Raw genomic sequence first — 19,724 nt, forward strand, 5'->3', positions numbered from 1 at the left:
CGTCCGCGGCGCGTCGGCGGGCGCCGCCCACGGCGGAAGGCCGCGGGGCCGGAACGCCGCGCGGCGCGACGGCACCCCACCGCCAGGGACGAATGCCACAGAACTATCCGCGAGCCGGGAAAAGACACACCAGCGGTACGGGTTTCACCTGTCTGCCCCAGCAGTACGGCCACGGCGGCACGGTCAGCGGCCGCCGCCCCCTGCCGCACCCGGGATGAGCACAAGGAGCAGGAGGACCAGACCGCCCCCCAGACTGATGAACGTCCACAGCCTCGCCCTTGCCGACGCCCGCTCGGCACCGGCGTGGTCACCCGCGTGGAACTTCGCACTGGCCTGGGTGGCGAAGACGATGGCCGCGATGCCGGTGGGCAGGAAGCACAGCAGCGTCACCAGGACCGCCGGGACGAGGTAGCTCCGGGGCGGTTCGGCGTACGGCCGGTACTGCGGCTGGTACTGCGGTGGCGGCCCGGCGGGCGGTGGCTGGGGCCGGCCGTTCCAGGGGGTGTCGCCGCCCCAGTCCTCACCGGGCGGACCTGGCGGATAGGCCATGGTGGTCTCCTTCTCCGGTCGGCGTACCGCGCGCCGGCGGGTGCCGGACACGCAGGCCAGGGCGGGCAACGAGTGACGTACGGTCACGTGTCCGCTGTCAGCGCCTCCAGGACACTCCGGGGCGGCCGGTGCCCGACGGTCCACCGCGTCGATGTCGTGGCGGTCGCGGGTACGGGTCAGCGAGGCCGACAGCACCCGGCCCTCGCCCGACCAGTCGCTCTCCAGGCGGAGTTCGTCGTCGCCGCTCCGGCGGAAGTCCAGCCAGTGGCCGGCCACCCGGGCCCGGCGGCAGGGCCGGAGCCGGACCGTGGAGTCACCCGCCCTGCCCTGGCGTGACCGCAGCCGCAGGATCACCCCGGCCTCCAGCAGCGGAAGTTCTCCCGGCCGGTGGCGGCGGGGACCTTCGCAGAAGAAGACCTGGCACCAGACGCCCCCGTCGCCCGGTGCCAGAGCCTTGGCGGCCACCTCCGCCCGCGCGTCGGAGAACGTGACCTTGATCCCGACCGCATCCAGCCGGGGTCCGGGTCCTGCGGAGCCTGTCATCACGTGCCCCCCGTGTCCTCCGTCCGCGCGTGCTGCCACTCAACTCCGTTCACCGCGCCCGCGCTTCGGGGATGTCCCCACATGTGCCCCCGGTGCGCGCGGGCTCTTCAGGGCCGCTCTCCCGGGGAACATGATGGTCCCCGGCGTCCGAGTACGGGCCGCACACGGCACCTGAGCGCCCAGGGGGCGACATGGACGGCAGGCAACGGACCTCCGGCTGGTCCCGGCTCCCCCGCCCGGCGAGTGCGGGCCTCGTGGGCCGCGAGCGCGAACGCCGGCTGCTCGACGACCTGCTGGCGGCGGGGGCGGACGGGGGCGCGGCGCTGCTGCTGTGGGGCGAGCCCGGGGTGGGCAAGACGGCGCTGCTGGAGTACGCGGCCGAGCAGGCCGGGGACAACGCGCTGTGGGCGCGGGGCATCGAGTCGGAGACGGTCCTGCCGTTCGCGGTCCTGGCCGACCTGTTGCTCCCGTTTCGTTCAGAATTCAGGGAACTCCCGGGGGTACAGCGCGCGGCGCTGGAATCGTGTCCGGCCTTGTCGGACGAGCCGCTGGCCAATCCGTACGCGGCGTGCATGGGCGCGCTGAACGTGCTGGCCGCGCTCGGCGAGAAGCGGCCGGTCGCCGTCCTCGTCGACGACCTCCAGTGGGTGGACCCGTCCTCCCAGCGGGTGCTGCTGTTCATCGCGCGGCGGGTGGCGGGCGAGCGGGTCGCCCTCGCGTTCACCTCGCGCGACGACCACGGCGAGCCGGGCGCGCCGCACAGCCTGCCGTCCGTCGAGGTCACCGGGCTGTCGCGGAGCGAGTGCGGGCAGCTGCTGCGGCAGCAGGGGATCGTGGCCGCGCCGGCGGTGGAGGCGGAGCTGGTGAAGATCAGCGGCGGCAACCCGCTCGCCCTCCTGGAGGCCGCCCACCACCTGACCCCGGAACAGCGGCGCGGCGAGGAGCCGATGCACGACCCGCCGTCGCTGGGCCGGCACCTGGAGCGGGCCTGGTCGGCCCGGATCCGCGCGCTTCCCGAGGCCACCCGGCAGGCGCTCACCGTGCTCGCCGCGCACCGGTCGACGGAGCTGACCGGGCTGTGCGCGGCGCTGGCGGTGCTCGGTCTGTCGCTGGAGGCGCTGTGCCCGGCCGAGGAGGACGGGCTCGTGACGGCCACCGGCGACGGGCTGGACTTCCGCCACCCCGTGCTGCGTCCGCTGGTCCTCGGGAGGGCGCCGCTGGCGCACCGGCTCGCCGCGTTCGGCGCCCTCGCGGAGGTCACCCGCGGGCCGCTGCGCGCCTGGTACCGGGCTGCCGCCGCCACCGGCCCGGACGAGCAGGCCGCCGCCGCCCTGGCCGAGGCGGCGGAGGAGGCCCGTCGGCACAGCGCGCCCGGTGTGCTGCCGTTCACCCTGGCCGTACGCAGCGACCTGGAGGCCCGCGTCGGGCACTGGACCGCCGGGTACGGCGACGCCACCGAGGCGCTGCACTGGGCGCAGGAGCTGGGCCAGATCTCCTGCGCCGGCTACGGCCTCGCGTGCCTCGCCCGGCTGGACGCGCTGCGCGGCGACCGGGTGCGCTGCGGGGAGCAGGTGAGCCGGGCGCGGCGGGAGGTCGGCGGGTACGGCATCGGCTGCCTGGAGATGCACCTGTCCGCCGCGCTGGGCCTGGCGGCGCTCGCGCACGGTGACCACTGCGCCGCGGCCGACCAGTTGGAGCAGAGCTTCGCGCTGGTCACCGCGCAGGGGGTGGGCAATCCGCTGGTGGTGCCGTGTGCTGCCGATCTCGCGGAGGTGCAGGCGCGGGCGGGCAACACCGCGCGCGCCGCGGAGGTCACCGACTGGCTGGAGGAGCGCGCGCGGGCCACCGGGCTGGCCGCGCCGGAGGCCGCCGCCGCCCGCTGCCGGGGCCTGCTGGCCGAGTCGTACGAGGCGGCGCGGGACGCGTTCGCCGCCGCGCTCGTGGCGCACCAGCGCGCCCGGGACCCGTTCGAGCAGGCCCGTACGCTCCTGTGCGAGGCGGAACTGCTGCGCCGCTACCGCCGTCCCACCGCCGCCCGCACGCCGCTCACCTCGGCACTGGCGCGCTTCGAGAGCCTGGGCGCCGTACCGTGGGCCCGCCGGGCCGCCGGTGAACTGGCCGCGACGGGCGCCCCCTCGGCGGCGCCGGACGCCCGCGACGGCGCCCTGCAACAGCTGACACCGCAGGAGTTCCAGGTGGCGCGCGGCCTGAACAACACCGAGGCGGCCGCCTCCCTGTTCGTCTCGCGCAAGACGGTCGAGGCCCACCTCACCCGCGTCTACCGCAAACTGGGCGTCCGCTCGCGGACCGAGCTGGCGCGGCTGATGGCATCCGGCGAGACGGTCGGCTGATGCCGTACGCGGAGCCGATTTCCGCTCCCACATCCGCCGAAAAAGGGGCCAACACCACCGTCGGCCAGGGAGCGGATTGACGTACGCCGGGGGCTCGTGTGTCATGACTCGGCAAAGAAATGGCAACGGGGGTCTCATGAGTCAGGGCACCAACGTCGAGAGCGACGCGCTGCGCACCTACGCACGCGCCGCCGAGAGCGCGGCCGACCGGATCGCGAAGATCCGCAGCCGTACGACCGGGCTGGATCTGTCGGACGGCACCTTCGGCCAGTTGCCGGAGGCCAACAGCCTGCGCGCCGACTACACCGAGCAGAAGGACCAGTCCGGTACGGACCTGGAGGACAGCGCGGAGATGCTGCGCACCGTCGCCGAGGCGGTCCGCGGGTCCGCGGACAACTACGACGCCAACGAGGACGGGACGGCGCGCGGCTTCGGGGGCGGTGCCTGATGGGTGCCGGCCAGGCCGCGGGCAGTGCGCTCGACCGCGTCAACTACGTCCTGGACTGGAGCAATCCGCTCGCCGCCACCCTCGACGAGGTCATCAAGGGCATACTCAAGCAGTGCGGTGCCGACGACTGGTTCGACTGGGTCACCGGGGACAGCGAACTGCTGGAGAAGACCGCCCAGGAGTGGCGGAGCGCCGCCCGTGACCTGCGGGACGTCGTGGCGGACCTGGTCGCCGAGCGCAAGTCCGTCGAGCGGGTGTGGGAGAGCGAGGCCGCCCAGGGCTTCAGCAGGACCATGACCGACTTCGAACAGGCGCTGCTCGACGAGGCAGACGACATGGACACCGTCGCCGAGCTGCTGGAGATGGCGGCGGCGGCCTGCACGATCGCCGAGCAGGCGATGACGGACCTGCTCGTGGAGATCGTCGAGGCGCTGATGGTCACCGCCGCGACCACGGCGATCCTGTCGGTACTGACGGCAGGCGCGGCGGCGGCGATCGGTCCGCTGGCAGGCGCGGCGAACGTGGCGTACCGGGCGGCCAAGGCGACCCGCATCGCGGCGAAACTGGCCGACAAGCTCGCCGACATCGCCCGGCAGACGCAGGCCCTGGCGAAACTCTCCCGGCTGCGCCGGTACCTGCGCGGGCTGGACCGTGCGAAGATCAAGGAGTGGAAGGGCGCCAAGTGGAAGATCGTCGGGAGTCTGCGGCGCGGTGAGGTGCCCGCGGCGGGTGACATCGCCCAGTACCTGGCGTGGAAGCAGGGCAAGAACCTCGCCAAAGGCATGCTCGGCGTCGACCCGGGCGGTGCGGTGACGGGCTCCGTCGCGGAGAACGGCCCCGGGCTCGCGGAAGAGGCGTACGAGTACGGCAGGCGCCCGCCGTCGCAGAGCTTCGACGAGCGTATGGGGCCCGGCCCCGACCAGGCCGAGAAGTCCGTGCGGGAGGCTTTCGGATGAAGATCGGCGAAGTGCTCACCTCCTGGTCCGGCTTCAAGGCATGGCTGTCGCCGCCCGACCGGCACGCCGTCGCGCGCGAGGCCAGGGCCCGGGCGGCGGCCCTGCTGCCGCCCGGCGAGACCGTGGTGGACGGGCACACCGTCGAGCCGGGCGAGCGGGTGCCGCAGCCGCCGAAGCCGTACCGGGTGGACGCCTTCGGCAACCGGCCCACGGTCGGCGGCCGGCTGCTGAACGGCGCGGAGCGCGTCGACCTGGCGCTGGACCGGATCAACCCCTTCAACGCGGCGCTGGACGCGTGGGACCGGCGCGGCGAGGACCGCGACGCGCAGTGGCACGGCGGCTGGGAGAGCGCGGCCGGGCGGCTGGCGGCGGCCCTGCGCCCGCGCACCGAGGAGAAGTACCTGTCGGTGCTGCTGCTCACCGAGGGCGGCCTGCACGTGGTGCGCGTCCGGCTCACCTCGGACGGGAAGAAGACGGCCGGTGCCGCCGAGCACGCCTGCGCCGTCGCCCGCCGGGACGTCACCTGGCTGCGCGACCGCAAGGACGTACGGCACGGTACGCACGAGATCGGCTTCGCCGACGGGTCCTGGGTGACGGTGTTCCTCCCCCTCGGCGGCTGGGGCACGCTCGTCGAGGCGTTCCCGCACCGGCTGCGCCACACCGACCCGAGGCCCTGACGGCGCATCCCCCGCCGTGCGCGGCGCCGTCGGCGTATGGGTTAGGTTCACAAGTCGAGGCGCCGTCCGGGTGGCCGGTGATCTGTGGTTCGCTGTCCGCTGTCCGCTCGCGGCGCCCTGGTGACGGTCCTACCCGGGAGAAGACGCGATGCAAGAGCCAGTGGAGCCGCCGTCGGCAGCGCACGGTCCCGAGGCGGCCGCCGCGCCGTCGGGCGCGGACGGTACCCGGGACGGCGGGCCGCGGGACGGCGGGCAGGCGGACGGCGGGCAGGCGGAGCTCGACCGGCTCCGCCGGGAAGTACGGGACCTGCGCGGCAAGCTGCTGGCGCATCCGCTGATCTCGCAGGCACAGGGCATGCTCCAGGAGCGCTACCGGCTGCCGGACGCGCAGACCGCGTTCGCGCTGCTGAAGCACTGTTCACAACAGCACAACCTGAAACTGCGGTCCCTGGCGTCCGCCGTGGTGTCGGTGCCGCGTCCCGACGACGAGCGGGGGCCGTGGTTCCCGGGCCGCACCGGGCGGACCCCTCCCCCGCTGCGCTTCCTGCCCGGCCACCGGCCGGACAAGGTCAACCGCAGTACGGTGCTGAAGCAGGTGCTGCACCAGGCGCTCACGTTCACCGACGCCGAGATGGGGGACCTCCAGACGCTGGAGCCCGCGGTCGGGCTGCGGATGGAACACCACCATGGGCTCAGCGCGGAGTTCCTGGACTTCTTCGCCGTGGTCGGCGAGGGCACGTCCTGCGCGCTCGCCGCCCGGCGCCGGGTCCGCGTCGTCGCCGATATCGCCACCGACGCGGCGATCAGCGAACCCGCCCGCGAAATGATCCTGGCGGTCGGCAGCCGCACCGCGCACAGCGTGCCGATGCTGTCGGCCGCCGACCGTACCGTCGGTGTGTTCTCCCTCCACCTCCCGCGGGCCGGACAGGACCTCACGCGGCCCCAGGCCACCGCCGTGGACGGGCTGGCCGTCCAAGCCGGCCGATGGCTCGACTGGCACCGGCGCACGGTCCTGCTGAACGCCCTGGAGGACCTCCACCGCCACGGCAAGGACCTGCGGGACGATCCGTCGCGGCAGCTCACGGACTGAGCGACGGGGCACTAGAGGCAGACCGCGCCGCCCTCCCCCGGCCCGTGTTCGACCAGCATCGCGCTCCACGCCGCGGCCGGGCTCATGTTGAGGACGACGGCCAGTCCGCCCTCGGGCAGCTGGCCGCGGTCCATGGCGGTGGTGAGGTTGAGCAGGGCGTCGTTGGGGCCGAGGTGGCCGTTGTCCCGCAGGTTGTCGGCGCAGGCGTCGGAGAGCTCGACGTCCAGCGACTCGGCGACGATCCGGTGCGCGGCGGTGGACAGGTTCTGCCCGACGTAGCAGGCGACCGCGTCCCGGTCCAGGCCGTTGCGCTCCAGCAGCCGGCGGGTCAGCGCCGCGATCCGCTTCCTGGACTCCACCGCGAGCCGGAAGGCGTACGTGGGGACGTCGGTGCACTCCTCGCGCCACTGCTCCGGTGCCCGGCCCCGGTAGTCGACGTGGAACAGGTCCCAGTACGTACCGCTGGTCTCCAGGAGGACGTCCCGGACGCGCAGCGGGCCGTCCCGGGAGACCAGGACGGCCTGGCCGCTGTCGCCGTTGACGGTCACCGGGTGGCGGTAGCGGCGCGGGGTGACCGGTTTGCTGCCGTGCACGACCAGGACGTGGGCGGCGGACGGATCGGTGGCGAGCCGGCCGGCCGCGGCGAGCAGGCCGGGCACCACCGAGGCGCAGCCCAGGCCGCCCACCGAGAACGCCCAGGCCCGGCCGGCGCCGAGCAGCGCCTGGAGCCGGGTCGCCTCGGAGGTGGCGAACGCCTCCGGCGCCCGGGGCTCGATCAGGATCAGGCCGTCCAGCCGGTCCGGGCTCAGCCCCGCCCTGGCGAGTGCCTGCTGCCCGGCCCGGCCCGCCAGGTCCGTCGCGGACAGGTCCGCGCCGACGGCGACCTGCTCGATGCCGAGGGCCAGGCACGCCGCCCGTTCCGGGGCGTCCAGTTCGGCCAGTTCCGGCAGGCCGGCCACGGCGGTGCGGCCGGGCAGGTGGGTGGCCGTGGTGTGCAGGGCGACGCTCATTCCCCGATCCCCGCTTCCAGTTGCTCGATCTGCCGCTGGCTCAGCGCGACCAGCGGGAAGTCGGACGGTACGTGACCGCCCGCGCCGGGCCGGTCCGCATACGCCACCAGCCCGGTCAGCAGCGCCGCCCAGCCCCGGCACAGCTCGCGCGCCGCGCTGTCGCCGATCAGGTGGCGCGAGCACCACAGGGACAGGTGCAGCTCGGGTCCGTCCGGCCCGTCCACGACCGAGCCGGACGCCTCCAGGGCGTGGCCCAGGGCGGTGTGCTCCGCGACCTCGCCGCCGAGTTCGAGCAGCCGCCAGCGGCCGGCCGCGCCGTCCGGGGCGGCACCGTCCGCGGCGGTGCCGTCGCCGAGGAGTCCGCCCAGATAGTTGAAGCCGATCGACGGAGCGGGCAGTCCGGCCAGTGCGCGCCCGGCTCCGGGGTGCAGATAGCGCAGGGCTCCGTATCCCAGGCCGTTGCCGGGCACGACACCGAGCTGTTCCTTGATCCGTTTGACGAGCTGTCCGGCGGCGGGCCCGCCGGCCCGGACCTCGGCCGGATCGGCCGTGCCGGGGTCCAGCCGCACGGGGTACGCGCAGGTGAACCAGCCGACCGTACGCGACAGGTCCATGGCGTCGGTGAGCGGTTCCCGGCCGTGGCCCTCCACGTCGATCAGCACCGGGCCCGTGCCGTCCCCGCGCGCCGCGCGCCATTCGGCCACCGCGGCGGCCAGCGTGGCGAGCAGGAGGTCGCCGGTGCCGCAGTAGAAGGCCGCCGGGACGGCCGTCAGCAGCCCGGCGGTCACCGGGGCGGGCAGCGGTACGGAGACCTGTCCGGCGTGCGCGGTGGTGTCGCGCGCGGGGTCGAGGGGCCGCCCGCCGGGCAGCGGCTCGCCGGGGGCGAGGACGCGTTGCCACACCGGGAGTTCGGCCTGCCACGCGGGCGTGCCCGCGAGCGACGCCAGGGTGCGCGCCCACTGCCCGAAGGAGGTCGGTACGGGCGGAAGCGCCACGGGACGGCCCGCGGCGAGCGCTTCGTACGCCGCTTCCAGGTCGTGCAGCAGGACCTTCCAGGACAGCACGTCGACCACGAGGTGGTGGACGACGAGCAGCAGCCTGCTCTCCTCGGCCGTCCCCCGGTCCAGCAGGACGAGCTGCGCCGTCACACCGGCGCGGGGGTCGAGCCGTCCGGCCGCCGACCGGCCCTCCCGTTCGGCGAGACCGGCCAGCTCCCGGGGGCCGAGCCCCGCCGCGTCCACCCGGCGGACCCGGTCGGCCGTGCCGTCTGCGCTGCCCGTGGCACCCGCGTCGGCCGCGCTGTCCGTACGGTCCGGGGCGGCCCCCGGCACGGTCAGCGACCAGGTGGCGGGGTCGGTGCCCTCCTCCCCCGTCAGCCGGGCCCGGAGCATGGCGTGGTGGTCCAGCACCGCCCGGAAGGCGGCGGTCAGCGCGGCGGGGTCCGTTCCGGCGGGGACCGCCACGGTCACGGTCTGGGCGAACCGGCCCGGCATCCCCGCCCGTCCGGCGAATTCCCGCATCACGGGCGTGAGCGGGGTCCGCTGGTCCGTCCCGTCGTCCGGCTCGGCGCGCGGGGGTGCGGCCCCGGCCGTGGCCACCGCCGCGATCGCCGCGGCCGTCCGGTGCTCGAAGACGTCACGTTGCGAGATCATCACCCCGGCGCGGCGGGCGCGGGCCACGAGCTGGATGGACATCACCGAGTCGCCGCCGATGGCGAAGAAGTCGTCGCCGGCGCGGACCGTGGCGGCGCCCACCAGGTCGCCGAAGAGCTTGCGCAGGACCGCTTCGGCGTCGCCGGGCGGTCCGGGCACGTGTGAGGGCTCCGCGGCGGGCACGCGGGCGGGCTCGGAGGTGTGCGGCGGTGGCTCGGCGGTGTGCGGCGGTGGCTCGGCGGCGCGGGGCGCCTCGGGGGCGGGCTCCGGTACGGTCTGCGGCGCGCTGGGCCGCTCCGCCCGCGCCGCCCGCTCCCGCCCCAGTTCGCCGAGCGGCCGGCCCGGCTCCGCCACGGCCGCCGCGACCAGGGCGGGGAACCACCGGACGAGGCGGTCCGCGGTGGCCCGGTCGAAGAGGGCGGTCGCGTAGTCGAGTTCGCCGATCATCGGCCCGGCCCCGGCGTCCACGATCCCGAAGGACAGGTCGAACTTGGCGGTGCCCGGGACCACGCCGCCCACGTCGGTATCGGCGTACCGGGAGATGTCCACACCGGCCAGGCCGCCTTCGTACTGCGGCACGTTCTGGTAGGTGTACGTCACGTCGTACAGCGGGTGCCGGGCGAGGTCGCGCCGCGCGCCGCCCGCCGAGACGATCTGGCTGACCGGGATCTCCTCGTGGTCCAGGACGCCCGCGACGGTGCCCGCGCACCGCCGCACCAGCTCGTCGAAGGTCAGCTCCGCGGTGGTGTCGGTGCGGAAGGGCGGAAGGTTGTTGAAGTAGCCGATGACGTCCTGCACGTCGGGGTGGACGCGGCCGGAGGTGGCGACGCCGATGACGATGTCGCGGTGCCCCGACCACAGGTGGACCAGCGCGTCGAGCACGGCGAGCATGGTGACGAAGGTCGTGACCCCGCTGCGGCGGCTGTACTCCCGTACGCGCTCGGCGCGCTCGGCGTCGACGAGGAAGGGGAGCACTTCCCCCTGGTACGACTGCACGTCCGGGCGCGGGCGGTCCAGGGGCAGTTCGGGGCGGCTCAGCCCGGCCAGCTCCGCGCGCCAGAAGTCCAGGCTGCGCCGCCAGCGGGGCCCGCCCGGCAGGGAACGCTGCCAGGCGGCGTAGTCCTGGTACTGGACGGGGAGTTCGGGCAGCCGGGCCGGGGTGCCGGTGCTGCGCGCCCGGTAGAACTCGGCGAGGTCGCGGGTGAACAGCGCGGTGGAGCCGCCGTCGAAGACGGTGTGGTGGAAGGTCAGGACGAGGACGTGGTCCTCCGGGGCCCGTTTGATCAGCAGCACCCGCAGCAGGGTGTCCCGGGTGAGGTCGAAGGGCTGCGCGACCGCGTCCCGGATGAGGGTGCGGACGCGGGGGCCGCGCTGTTCCTCGGGCAGCCGGCTGACGTCCAGGACGGCCAGGAGCGGTTCGGGGGCGGTGAACGCCACGTACGGCGCGCTGTTCTCGTCGGTCAGGAAGGCGCTGCGCAGCACTTCGTGCCGCCCGGCCATGTCGGCCAGCGCGTCCTGGAGGGCGGCCGTGTCCAGCGGGCCGGTGAGGTGCAGGGGCGCGGGGACGTTGTAGAGCGGGCTGCCCGGGTTCACCTGGTCGAGGTACCACAGGGGTTCCTGGCCGAAGGAGAGCGGCAGCGGGCCGTCGCGGCCGATCCGCGGGATCGGACGGTCGTCCGGCGCGGTGGCGGGCTCGTCGGCCCCGCGCGCCTCGGTGGTGAGTTCGTGCAGCCGCCCGGCGAGGGCGCGGACCGTGGGGTGGGCGTAGAGGTCGGCGAAGGTGACCGGTACGCCGAATTCCTGCTGGAGGCGGCGCAGCAGCCCGACGCCGACCAGTGAGGTGCCGCCGAGCATGAAGTAGTCCGCGTCGGGCCCGACGGCGGGCTGGTCGAGCAGGTCGGACCAGACCGCGGCGACGCGCCGTTCGGCCTCCGCGCGGCCGGGCTGCGCCACAGGCGCGCTTTCGACAGGGCGGGAGGTGGCGGGCCGCTCGGCGCGGGGGCGGCCGAACCGGCACCGGGTCGGCGCGAAGGGGTACGTCGGTGCCTCGATGCGCCGGATGCCGGTGTCGCGGTAGTAGCGCTCCCAGTCGAGGGCGGCGCCGAGTTCGTAGAGGCGGCCGAGGCGGGCCAGGACTCCGGCGCGGGACCCGTCCCCGGCCAGGTCCACGACAGGCAGATCCGGGGCCAGGGCGCCGATCTCGCGTGCGAGGACGCCCCCGCCGGTGAGTTCCACGAGCAGGGCGCCGTCCCGGACGAGGCCGGCCGCCACCGGCTCCAGCCGGGCCCGGTCGGGCGCCGCGTCGGGCTGCTTCCGGACGGCCTCGGCGACCGCGTCGGCGAGCGCGGCCTTGTCCCGTGCGGCGCGGACGGCCGGGTTGCCCGCCCCGGAGCCGATCAGGCCGACGTCCGTCAGCCCCAGCGACTCGGCCACGCGGTAGAGGGCGTACTGCCGTACGACGGTGCGGCCGGCCGGGTCGGGGGTGGCGGCGTCGAGTTCCGCGCAGGTGACGGGGACGGGGAACTGCGCGCACAGCCGCGCCCAGGCCGCGTCGTCCAGGAGCGCGTCCCCGGAGAACAGCAGGACGGGCCGCGGCGCGTCGGCCGCGGGGGCCCCGGGGACAGCCACCGCGCGCAGCCGCGCGGCGAGTTCGCCGGTCGTCGTGGCGGTCACCGCCAGCCGGTACGGATGGTCGTCACGGCCCCGGTTCAGCGCGTGCGCGACGGCCGGCAGCGGCTGGTCGGTGCGCTCGGCGAAGTCGGCCAGCCGGGTGCGGTAGCGGTCCAGAGCGCCGGCCGACCGGGCCGAGACCGTGACCAGTTCGGTGTCCGGCGCGGGGGCCGCCTGCGGCGCCAGGACGGGCGCCTGTTCCAGCACGGCGTGCACATTGGTGCCGGTCATGCCCCAACTGCTCAGCCCGGCGCGGCGTACGGCGGGTGCGTCCGGCTGCCAGGCGCGGGGCCGCTCGTTGACGTACACCGGGCCGCTGAAGTCGATCAGCGGGTTGGGGGCGGTGAAGTTGACGGCCGGGTAGTGGACGCCGTGCCGCAGCGCCGCCATGACCTTGAACAGGCCGGCGATGCCCGCCACGTTGCCGAGGTGCCCGATGTTGGCCTTGACCGAGCCGATCGCGCACTGCCGGCCGGTCACGCCCGCGGCGGAGAAGGCGCGGCGCAGCGCGTCCACCTCGACGACGTCGCCGAGCGGCGTGCCCGAGCCGTGGCATTCGACGTAGCCGATGGTGCCCGCCTCGACGCCCGCGTCCCGCCACGCCTCGGTCAGCACGGCCGCCTGTGCCGCCTGGCTCGGCGCGGCCATGGTGGCGGCGCGGTAGCCGTTGTGGTTGACGGCGACGCCCTTGAGGACGGCCAGCACGTTGTCGCCGTCGGCGAGCGCCGCGGACAGGGGTTTCAGGATGACGATGCCGCCGCCCTCCCCCGCGGTCATGCCGTTGGCGTCCGCGTCGAACGGGCGGCAGCGCTCGTCGCTGGACTCCAGGCCCGGCAGCGGTGTCCAGTCGGCCTTCCTGACCGGTGGGGGCAGCAGGTTGACGCCGCCGACGATCGCCAGCGGCGTCTCGCCGTTGCGCAGCTGCCGGACCGCGAGGCTCACCGCGGTCAGTCCGCTGCTGCACGCGGTGTCCACCACCAGGGCGGGCCCTCGCAGGTCGAAGAGGTAGCTGAGGCGGGCGGCGAGCGCGGCCGTGGAGGTGCCGAGCATCTGCACCACGTCGCGGTCGGTCTCCGCCGCCCATTCGGGGCCGGTCTCCACGGCGGCGAGCAGGACCGAGGCGGCCGAACCGCGCAGCGCGGCCGGGGCGTAGCCCGCGGATTCGATGGCCTGGTGGGTGAGTTGGAGCAGCAGCCGCTGGTGCGGGTCCATCAGCTCGGCCTCGCGCCGCGGGATGCCGAACAGCTCGTGGTCGAACAGGTCGATGCGGTCCAGGTAGCCCATGGCGAGGTACCGTTCGCCGGGGTCGTCGCCGGCGTGCAGCCGGGCGGGTCCCGGCCCGCCGACGCTGTCGCGGCCCCGGCGCAGATTGTCGTGGAACGTCTCCGGGTCCGCCGCGTCGGGAAAGATCCCGGCAGCCCCGATGATCGCGACGTCACCCGTCCTCATGTGTCTCTCCGATGCTCGTGGCGGTCCGGCCGGTGCGGGCTACAGCTCGTGACTGTGGTCGTCGTCCACGGGGACCAGCCGCAGGCGGTCGACGGTCTCGGCCATCGCCTCGATGGTCGAGTGTTCGAAGAACAGCGCGACCGGCAGGTCCCGGCCGCTGAACCGGGCGAGTTCGCCGCGTACGGCCATCAGCTTCAGCGAGGTGCCGCCCGCGTCGAAGAACTTCTCCCGCATGCCGAACTCCAGGCGGCCCAGCACCCGGCACCAGATCCGGTGGACGGCGTGTTCGGTCGCGGTGCGCGGGCCGCGGTCGGCGGGCGGGCGGATCCGGTCCGGGGCGGGCAGGGCGGCCCGGTCGGCCTTGCCGTTCGGGGTCAGCGGGAGCGCGTCGAGGGGCACGATGGCGGCCGGGACGAGGTGGCCGGGCAGGAACCGGGCCACATGGTCGCGCAGCAGCTGCGGGTCCGCGTCCGGGGGCGGCCCGCCGTCGGCGCGCTCCTCGGGGACGACGTAGCCGATCAGCTGCCGGTCGCCGGTACGGTCCGCACGGGCGGTCACCACGGCCTGGGCGACCGCCGGATGCGCGGTGAGCACCGCCTCGATCTCGCCCGGCTCCACCCGGAACCCGCGGATCTTGACCTGGTCGTCGGCCCGGCCGCGGAACTCCAGCTCGCCGCCCGCGGTCCAGCGCACGAGGTCGCCGGTGCGGTACATCCGGCCGCCGTACGGGCAGGCCACGAAGCGTTCCGCGGTCGCGGCGGGCCGGTTGGCGTAGCCGCGGGCCAGGCCGGGGCCGGTGGTGTACAGCTCGCCGGTCACCCCGGGCGGCACCGGCCGCAGGGCGTCGTCCAGCACGTATGTCCGGACGTTGCCGACCGGGCGGCCGATCGGCGGCGGCTTGTCCCGCGGGCCGGTGTCCGGGGCCACCCGGGCGGCGGTGCTGATCACGGTGGCCTCGGTGGGGCCATAGGTGTTCCACATCCGCGTCCGCCCCGCCCACCGGCTCGCCGGGCCGGCGGTCAGCCGCTCGGCGCCCACGACCAGGTTGCGTATCCCCGGCAGGGCCGCCGGGTCGAGCATGCCGAGCAGGGAGGGCACCATGCACGCCGTGGTGACGCCGTGGGAGACGACCAGGCGGGCCAGCGCCACGGGGTCGGCGCGCTCCGGTCCGGTGGCGATCACCAGGGTGCCCCCGGCGGCCAGGGTGACCGCCACGTCCATCACCGCCGCGTCGAAGCTGAACGACGCGAACTGCAGCGCGGCCACTCCCTCGCCCGCGTCCAGCACCGGCCGCAGCGCCGCGGCGAGGTTCACCACGCCACGGTGCGGGACGGCCACGCCCTTGGGCCGTCCCGTCGAACCGGACGTGTAGATCACGTACGCCAACTGGTCGAGCGCAGTCTCAAGTTGAACGGGCTCGGTGGCCTCGGCGTCGATGATCCCCGCCGCGTCGTCCAGCGCCACCACCGCCGGTCCGGGCGGAATGCCGGCCGAGGTGCCGGCCGTGCTCAGGACGAGGGCCGCGCCACTGTCGGCCACCATGTACGCGAGCCGGTCAGCGGGATAGTCCGGGTCCAGGGGTACGTACGCGCCGCCGGCCTTCCACACCGCCAGCAGCCCGGCGATCATGTCCACCCCGCGCGGCAGGCACAGCCCGACCCGGGTCTCGGGCCCCACCCCCTTACCGGCCAGGAAGCGCGCCAACCGGTCGGTCCGGGCGTCCAGTTCGGTGTACGTCACGGCTTCGGAGCCGCAGCGCAGCGCCACCGCGTCCGGGGTCCGGGCCGCCTGCGCCCGGAAGAGGTCCACGAACGTGCCGTCGGGCAGCGGGCGCTCGGTGGCGTTCCATCCTTCGACCAGCAGGTGCCGTTCGGCCTCGTCCAGGACGTCGAGGTCGCCGATCCGTGTGTGCGGATCATCCGCGGCCTGCTCCAGCACGCGGACCAGGCGGTCGCCCACGGCCCGTACAGTGTCCGCGTCGAACAGGTCCGTGGCGTACTCCAGGTGGCAGGCCAGGCCCGCCGGGGCGCCGTCCGCGTCGTGCCGCTCGCGCAGCAGGAGCGACAGGTCGAACCGTGTCGAGGAGAGTGCGCACGGCTCGGCCCGGGTGGTGAGCCCGGCGAAGGAGAGCGCGGTGCCCGGGGTGTTCTGGAAGGCGAAGCCGAGCTGGAACAGCGACTGCCGGGACAGCGACCGGTCGGGGTTCAGCACCTCCACCAGGCGGTCGAACGGCAGGTCCTGGTGGCTGTAGGCGGCCAGGTCGGCTTCGCGGACCCGGGCGGCCAGTTCGGCGAACGTGGGGTTGCCGCGCACGTCCGTCCGGAGCACCAGGGTGTTGAGGAAGCAGCCCACCAGGTCGTCCAGGGGCTCGTCCACCCGGCCCGCGACCGGCGCGCCGAACGGGATGTCGTCCCCCGCGCCCAGCCGGGAGAAGAGCACCGCCGACGCCGCCTGCGTCACCATCGCCAGGGTCGCGCCGCACTCCCGGGCGATCTCCAGCAGGCGCCGGTGCGTGGAGGCCGACGTGCGGACGGCCAGCGTCCGGCCCCGGTGGCTCGCGACGGCCGGGCGCGGCCGGTCGGCGGGCAGGTCCAGCGCGTCCGGCAGGTCCGCGAGGGCCCCGGTCCAGTAGGCGAGCTGGCTGCCGAACAGGCTCGCCGGGTCCTCCTCGTCCGCCAGCAGCGCGCGCTGCCACAGCGTGAAGTCCGCGTACTGGACGGCCAGCGGCGCCCAGTCCGGTGCGCGCCCTTCGACGCGTGCCGTGTAAGCGGCCGACAGGTCCCGGGCGAGGATGCCGAGCGACCAGCCGTCGGCGGTGATGTGGTGCAGCACCACGAGCAGGACGTGCTCGCCGGGTCCGGTCGCGAACAGGGTGGTGCGCCAGGGCGGCGCGGCCGTCAGGTCGAAGCCCCGGCCCGCTTCGGCGGCGAGCGCGTCCTGGAGCCGGTCCTCGGACACGTCCACCGTCGGTATCCGTACCGCGGCCTCCGCCAGGACCTGCTGGTAGGGGCCGCCGTCCGCCTCCCCGTAGACCGTGCGCAGCGCCTCGTGCCGCGCGGCCGTGTCGCGCCAGGCCGCCGCCAGCGCCGCCGGGTCCAGTGCGCCGCTCAGCCGCAGGCACAGCGTGATGTTGTTGACGCTCTCCGGGCCTTCCAGCCGGTCGAGGAACCACATGCGCTGCTGCGCGGACGACATGGGCAGCGGAGTGGGCCGCGCGGCCCGGACCACCGCCGGGCGCGCGGCGCCGAGCCGGTCCAGCCGCCGGGCCAGCAGGGCCGGGGTCGGGTGCTCGAACAGCATCCGGTTGGAGACCTCGACGCCCAGTACGGTACGGATCCGGCTCGCCAGCCTGGTCGCCAGCAGGGAATCGCCGCCGAGCCGGACGAAGCTGTCGCCGGGCCCGACCCGGGGCGCCCGCAGCACCTGCGCGAAGAGCGAGCAGAGCACTTCCTCGTGCGGAGTGGCCGCCGGATCGGCGGCGGCTTCGGGGGCCGGGTCCGGTGCGGGCAGGGCGGCCCGGTCGACCTTGCCGTTCGCGGTCAGCGGGAGCCGGTCCAGCACGACGGTCGCCGCGGGCCGCAGGTATTCCGGCAGGTGGGCCGCGGCGAAGCGCTGTACGGCGTCGGCGACCGGGGTGCCGGGGCGCGCGGGCACGGCGTACGCGACCAGCCGCTTGTGGCCGGGGGCGTCTTCCCGTACGGCCACGGCCGCCTGGGCGAGCTCCGGGCAGCGGGCCAGGACGGCGGCCGTCTCGTCCGGTTCGACGCGGTAGCCGCGGATCTTGACCTGGTCGTCGGTGCGGCCGAGGAATTCCAGGTGCCCGTCCGCGTTCCAGCGGACCAGGTCGCCGGTGCGGTACATGCGCCCGCCGTAGGGGCAGGCGACGAACCGTTCGGCGGTGTGCGCGGGCCGGTGCAGGTAACCGTGTGCGACGCCGAGCCCGGCGATGTACAGCTCCCCCGGGACACCGGCCGGTGCCGGACGCAGCCCGCCGTCCAGCACGTACAGGCGGACGCCGGCGCGCGGGCCGCCCAGCGGCAGGGGGGACGGCACGGGGGCGCCCGGCCGGAGGGTGTGGACGGTCGCGCACAGGGTGGCCTCGGTGGGCCCGTACAGATGGCGGATCTCCACCTCCGGGCAGGCGCGGGCGACCTGGGCCACGGCTTCGGCGGGCACCACGTCGCCGCCGGTGAGGACGTGCCGCAGGCCGGCCAGGCACTCCGGGGTCTCCTGGGCCAGCACCCGGAACAGGCCGGCGGTCAGGTGGACCGTCGTCAGGCCGGCATCGGCGACCAGGCCCGTCAGCAGGTCGGAGTCGGCCACGCCCGCGGGGGCCACGACGACGCGGCCGCCGTTGAGCAGCGGCACCCAGACCTCCAGGAGGGAGGCGTCGAAGGTGTGCGGGGCGTGGAAGAGCGTCCGGCCGGTGGCGCAGCCGCCCCAGCAGGGGTCCGCGGCCAGGGCCGCGACGCCGCCGTGGGTCACCGTGACGCCTTTCGGCTCCCCGGTGGACCCGGAGGTGTACAGCACGGCGAACGCCGAGTCCGCCGTCACCCGTACCGGTACGGGCTCCGTGCCGCCCGCACCGGCGAGGGCGTCCTCCACCACGGCTCCGGTCACCTCGAAGGCCGGTGCCGCGTTCCCGGTCATCAGGCCGGTGCGTCCGGCCGGGCCGCCCGGGTCGACCGGCACGTACGCCGCCCCGGCCTTGACGACGCCGAGCAGCACGGCCGGCAGGTCCGGGGACCGGGGAAGCCGTACCGCCACCCGGTCCCCGGCCGCCACTCCCCGCGCCCGCAGGAAGCGCGCGACGGCGTCCGCCCGCCGGTCCAGCTCCCCGTACGTCAGACGCGTGTCCCCGCCCACGACCGCCACCCGGTCCCGGCACCGCTCCACCACCCGCGCGAACGCGCCGGTCACCGTCTCCCCCGCCGCGCCGGGCGGCCCCACGTTCACCCCGGCCGTCAGCCGCTCCCGCTCGCCGTCCAGCAGGGCGTCGATCCCCGCCGGCCGGACCGAGGCGTCGCCCGCGATCTGCGCCAGCACCCGCGCCAGGCGTGCCGCCACCGCCTCGGCCGCGTCCCGGCCGAACAGGTCCGGGCGGTAGGTCAGCCGGAAGTCGCCGGGCAGCGCGTTGAGCACGAGCGGGTAGTGGGCCGCCGCCCGTCCGGTGACCTCGTCGAGCCGGACCCCGTTGCCGAGGTCACCGGACGGCATCTCCAGCGGGAGGTTCTGGTAGACCACCAGCGTGTCGAACAGTTCCCGGGTGCCGGTGAGGTGGTGCAGCTCCCACAGGCCGACGTGTTCGTGGGCCAGCAGCGCGGCCTGCTCCGCGGACAGCCGGCGCAGGAAGTCCGCCAGCGGCTCCTGTTCGCCCCAACGCGCCCGTACGGGCAGCGTGTTGATGAACATCCCGACCATGTTCTCGATGCCCGGCACCTCCGGCGGCCGGCCGGAGGTGGTGGTGCCGAACACCACGTCGTCGCGGCCGGTCAGCCTGCCGAGCAGGAGCGCCCACGCGGCGCGGACCAGGGTGCTCACCGTCACGCCGAGGCGGCGCGCCTGCCGTTCCAGCCGGGCGGCCAGCGGCGCGGTGACGGCGACCGGGACCTCGGCGGGGTCGGCCGGCGCGCGGGTGCCCTTGCCGGGCGCGACCAGGGTGGGCCGGGCGCCCGCGAGCACCTGTCCCCAGGCGGCGAGGGCGGCGTCCCGGTCCCGGGTGCCCAGCCAGGACATGTACGTGGCGTAGGGCGTGACGGGCGGCAGGCAGGCGGCGTCCCCCGCGTGCGCGTACAGCGTCATCCACTCGTGCAGGAAGACCGCGATGGACCAGCCGTCGCAGAGAATGTGGTGCAGGGCCAGCAGAACACGGTGCCGGTCCGCGGCGCGCCGGAGCACCGTGACCCGCAGCAGCGGGGATTCGGCGAGGTCGAACCGGCGCCGCCATTCCCGGTCCAGCATCTCTTCCACCGCGGATTCGTCCGCCGCGCTCAGGTCGATTTCCGCCCACGGGACGTCCGCCTCGCGCAGCACGAACTGTACGGTTTCCCCGGAATCCAGCGTACGGAATCCCGCCCGCAACGGCGCGTGGCGGCATATCAACTGCCGGCTGGTGGACCGCAGAAGTCCCAGGTCGAGCGGCCCCTCGAAATCCAGGACCGTCTGGCTGCGGTAGATGTCGGTGGCCCGCGGATCGTAACCGGCATGGAAGAACATGCCCGTTTGCATGGCGGTCAGCGGCCAGATATCGGCTAATTCCGGCTTTCCCATGTGCGCGGCCCCCGCTCCGCTCAGCGATCGCACAGCACGACATCCCGGTCATGCTATCC

Annotated in this window: 9 protein-coding genes; 5 read left to right on the plus strand and 4 right to left on the minus strand. The window is 75.1% G+C overall.

Annotated features, from left to right (window positions below; all coding sequences use genetic code 11):
* Nucleotides 1–183: 183 nt before the first annotated feature.
* Complete coding sequence (locus ACH4FX_RS29185) at nt 184–1,092, minus strand: CD225/dispanin family protein (RefSeq protein WP_398483894.1); 909 nt, start codon at nt 1,090–1,092, stop codon at nt 184–186.
* A 191-nt stretch (nt 1,093–1,283) separates the two neighbouring features.
* Between ACH4FX_RS29185 and ACH4FX_RS29190 the strand changes: the two genes are divergently transcribed.
* From ACH4FX_RS29190 to ACH4FX_RS29210, 5 genes are all read left to right on the plus strand, one after another.
* Complete coding sequence (locus ACH4FX_RS29190) at nt 1,284–3,443, plus strand: AAA family ATPase (RefSeq protein ID WP_398483896.1); 2,160 nt, start codon at nt 1,284–1,286, stop codon at nt 3,441–3,443.
* A gap of 136 nt (nt 3,444–3,579) precedes the next feature.
* Nucleotides 3,580–3,891 (plus strand): hypothetical protein, encoded by a 312-nt coding sequence (locus tag ACH4FX_RS29195; RefSeq protein ID WP_398483897.1) that lies wholly within the window; start codon nt 3,580–3,582, stop codon nt 3,889–3,891.
* On the plus strand, nt 3,891–4,847 hold the full coding sequence (locus tag ACH4FX_RS29200) for a WXG100 family type VII secretion target (RefSeq protein WP_398483899.1): 957 nt from the start codon (nt 3,891–3,893) through the stop codon (nt 4,845–4,847). The genes ACH4FX_RS29195 and ACH4FX_RS29200 overlap by 1 nt, the downstream gene beginning before the upstream one ends.
* Nucleotides 4,844–5,524: a hypothetical protein gene (locus tag ACH4FX_RS29205; RefSeq protein WP_398483901.1), complete on the plus strand. Its 681-nt coding sequence runs from the start codon at nt 4,844–4,846 to the stop codon at nt 5,522–5,524. The genes ACH4FX_RS29200 and ACH4FX_RS29205 overlap by 4 nt, the downstream gene beginning before the upstream one ends.
* A 148-nt stretch (nt 5,525–5,672) precedes the next feature.
* Entirely contained in the window at nt 5,673–6,614 is a 942-nt protein-coding gene (locus ACH4FX_RS29210; protein ID WP_398483903.1) for an ANTAR domain-containing protein, read from the plus strand.
* Nucleotides 6,615–6,625: 11 nt separating this feature from the next.
* Here the strand turns inward: ACH4FX_RS29210 and ACH4FX_RS29215 are convergent, their stop codons facing one another.
* From ACH4FX_RS29215 to ACH4FX_RS29225, 3 genes are read right to left on the minus strand one after another with little or no spacing between them, the layout of a single operon-like run.
* A complete protein-coding gene (locus ACH4FX_RS29215) occupies nt 6,626–7,624 on the minus strand; it encodes a 3-oxoacyl-ACP synthase (RefSeq protein ID WP_398483904.1) in 999 nt (332 codons plus the stop codon).
* Nucleotides 7,621–13,395: a condensation domain-containing protein gene (locus tag ACH4FX_RS29220; protein WP_398483906.1), complete on the minus strand. Its 5,775-nt coding sequence runs from the start codon at nt 13,393–13,395 to the stop codon at nt 7,621–7,623. Before ACH4FX_RS29220 ends, ACH4FX_RS29215 begins: the two co-directional genes overlap by 4 nt.
* Nucleotides 13,396–13,434: 39 nt before the next feature.
* Entirely contained in the window at nt 13,435–19,665 is a 6,231-nt protein-coding gene (locus tag ACH4FX_RS29225) for an amino acid adenylation domain-containing protein (protein ID WP_398483908.1), read from the minus strand.
* Nucleotides 19,666–19,724: the final 59 nt, after the last annotated feature.

Source organism: Streptomyces sp. NPDC018019 (assembly GCF_044327805.1).
GTDB lineage: Bacteria > Actinomycetota > Actinomycetes > Streptomycetales > Streptomycetaceae > Streptomyces.

Coding starts and splice junctions, on each gene's coding strand:
- ACH4FX_RS29185 (WP_398483894.1), bottom strand. CDS start 1,092: ATGACAGGCTCCGCAGGACCCGGACCCCGGCTGGATGCGGTCGGGATC.
- ACH4FX_RS29190 (WP_398483896.1), top strand. CDS start 1,284: ATGGACGGCAGGCAACGGACCTCCGGCTGGTCCCGGCTCCCCCGCCCG.
- ACH4FX_RS29195 (WP_398483897.1), top strand. CDS start 3,580: ATGAGTCAGGGCACCAACGTCGAGAGCGACGCGCTGCGCACCTACGCA.
- ACH4FX_RS29200 (WP_398483899.1), top strand. CDS start 3,891: ATGGGTGCCGGCCAGGCCGCGGGCAGTGCGCTCGACCGCGTCAACTAC.
- ACH4FX_RS29205 (WP_398483901.1), top strand. CDS start 4,844: ATGAAGATCGGCGAAGTGCTCACCTCCTGGTCCGGCTTCAAGGCATGG.
- ACH4FX_RS29210 (WP_398483903.1), top strand. CDS start 5,673: ATGCAAGAGCCAGTGGAGCCGCCGTCGGCAGCGCACGGTCCCGAGGCG.
- ACH4FX_RS29215 (WP_398483904.1), bottom strand. CDS start 7,624: ATGAGCGTCGCCCTGCACACCACGGCCACCCACCTGCCCGGCCGCACC.
- ACH4FX_RS29220 (WP_398483906.1), bottom strand. CDS start 13,395: ATGAGGACGGGTGACGTCGCGATCATCGGGGCTGCCGGGATCTTTCCC.
- ACH4FX_RS29225 (WP_398483908.1), bottom strand. CDS start 19,665: ATGGGAAAGCCGGAATTAGCCGATATCTGGCCGCTGACCGCCATGCAA.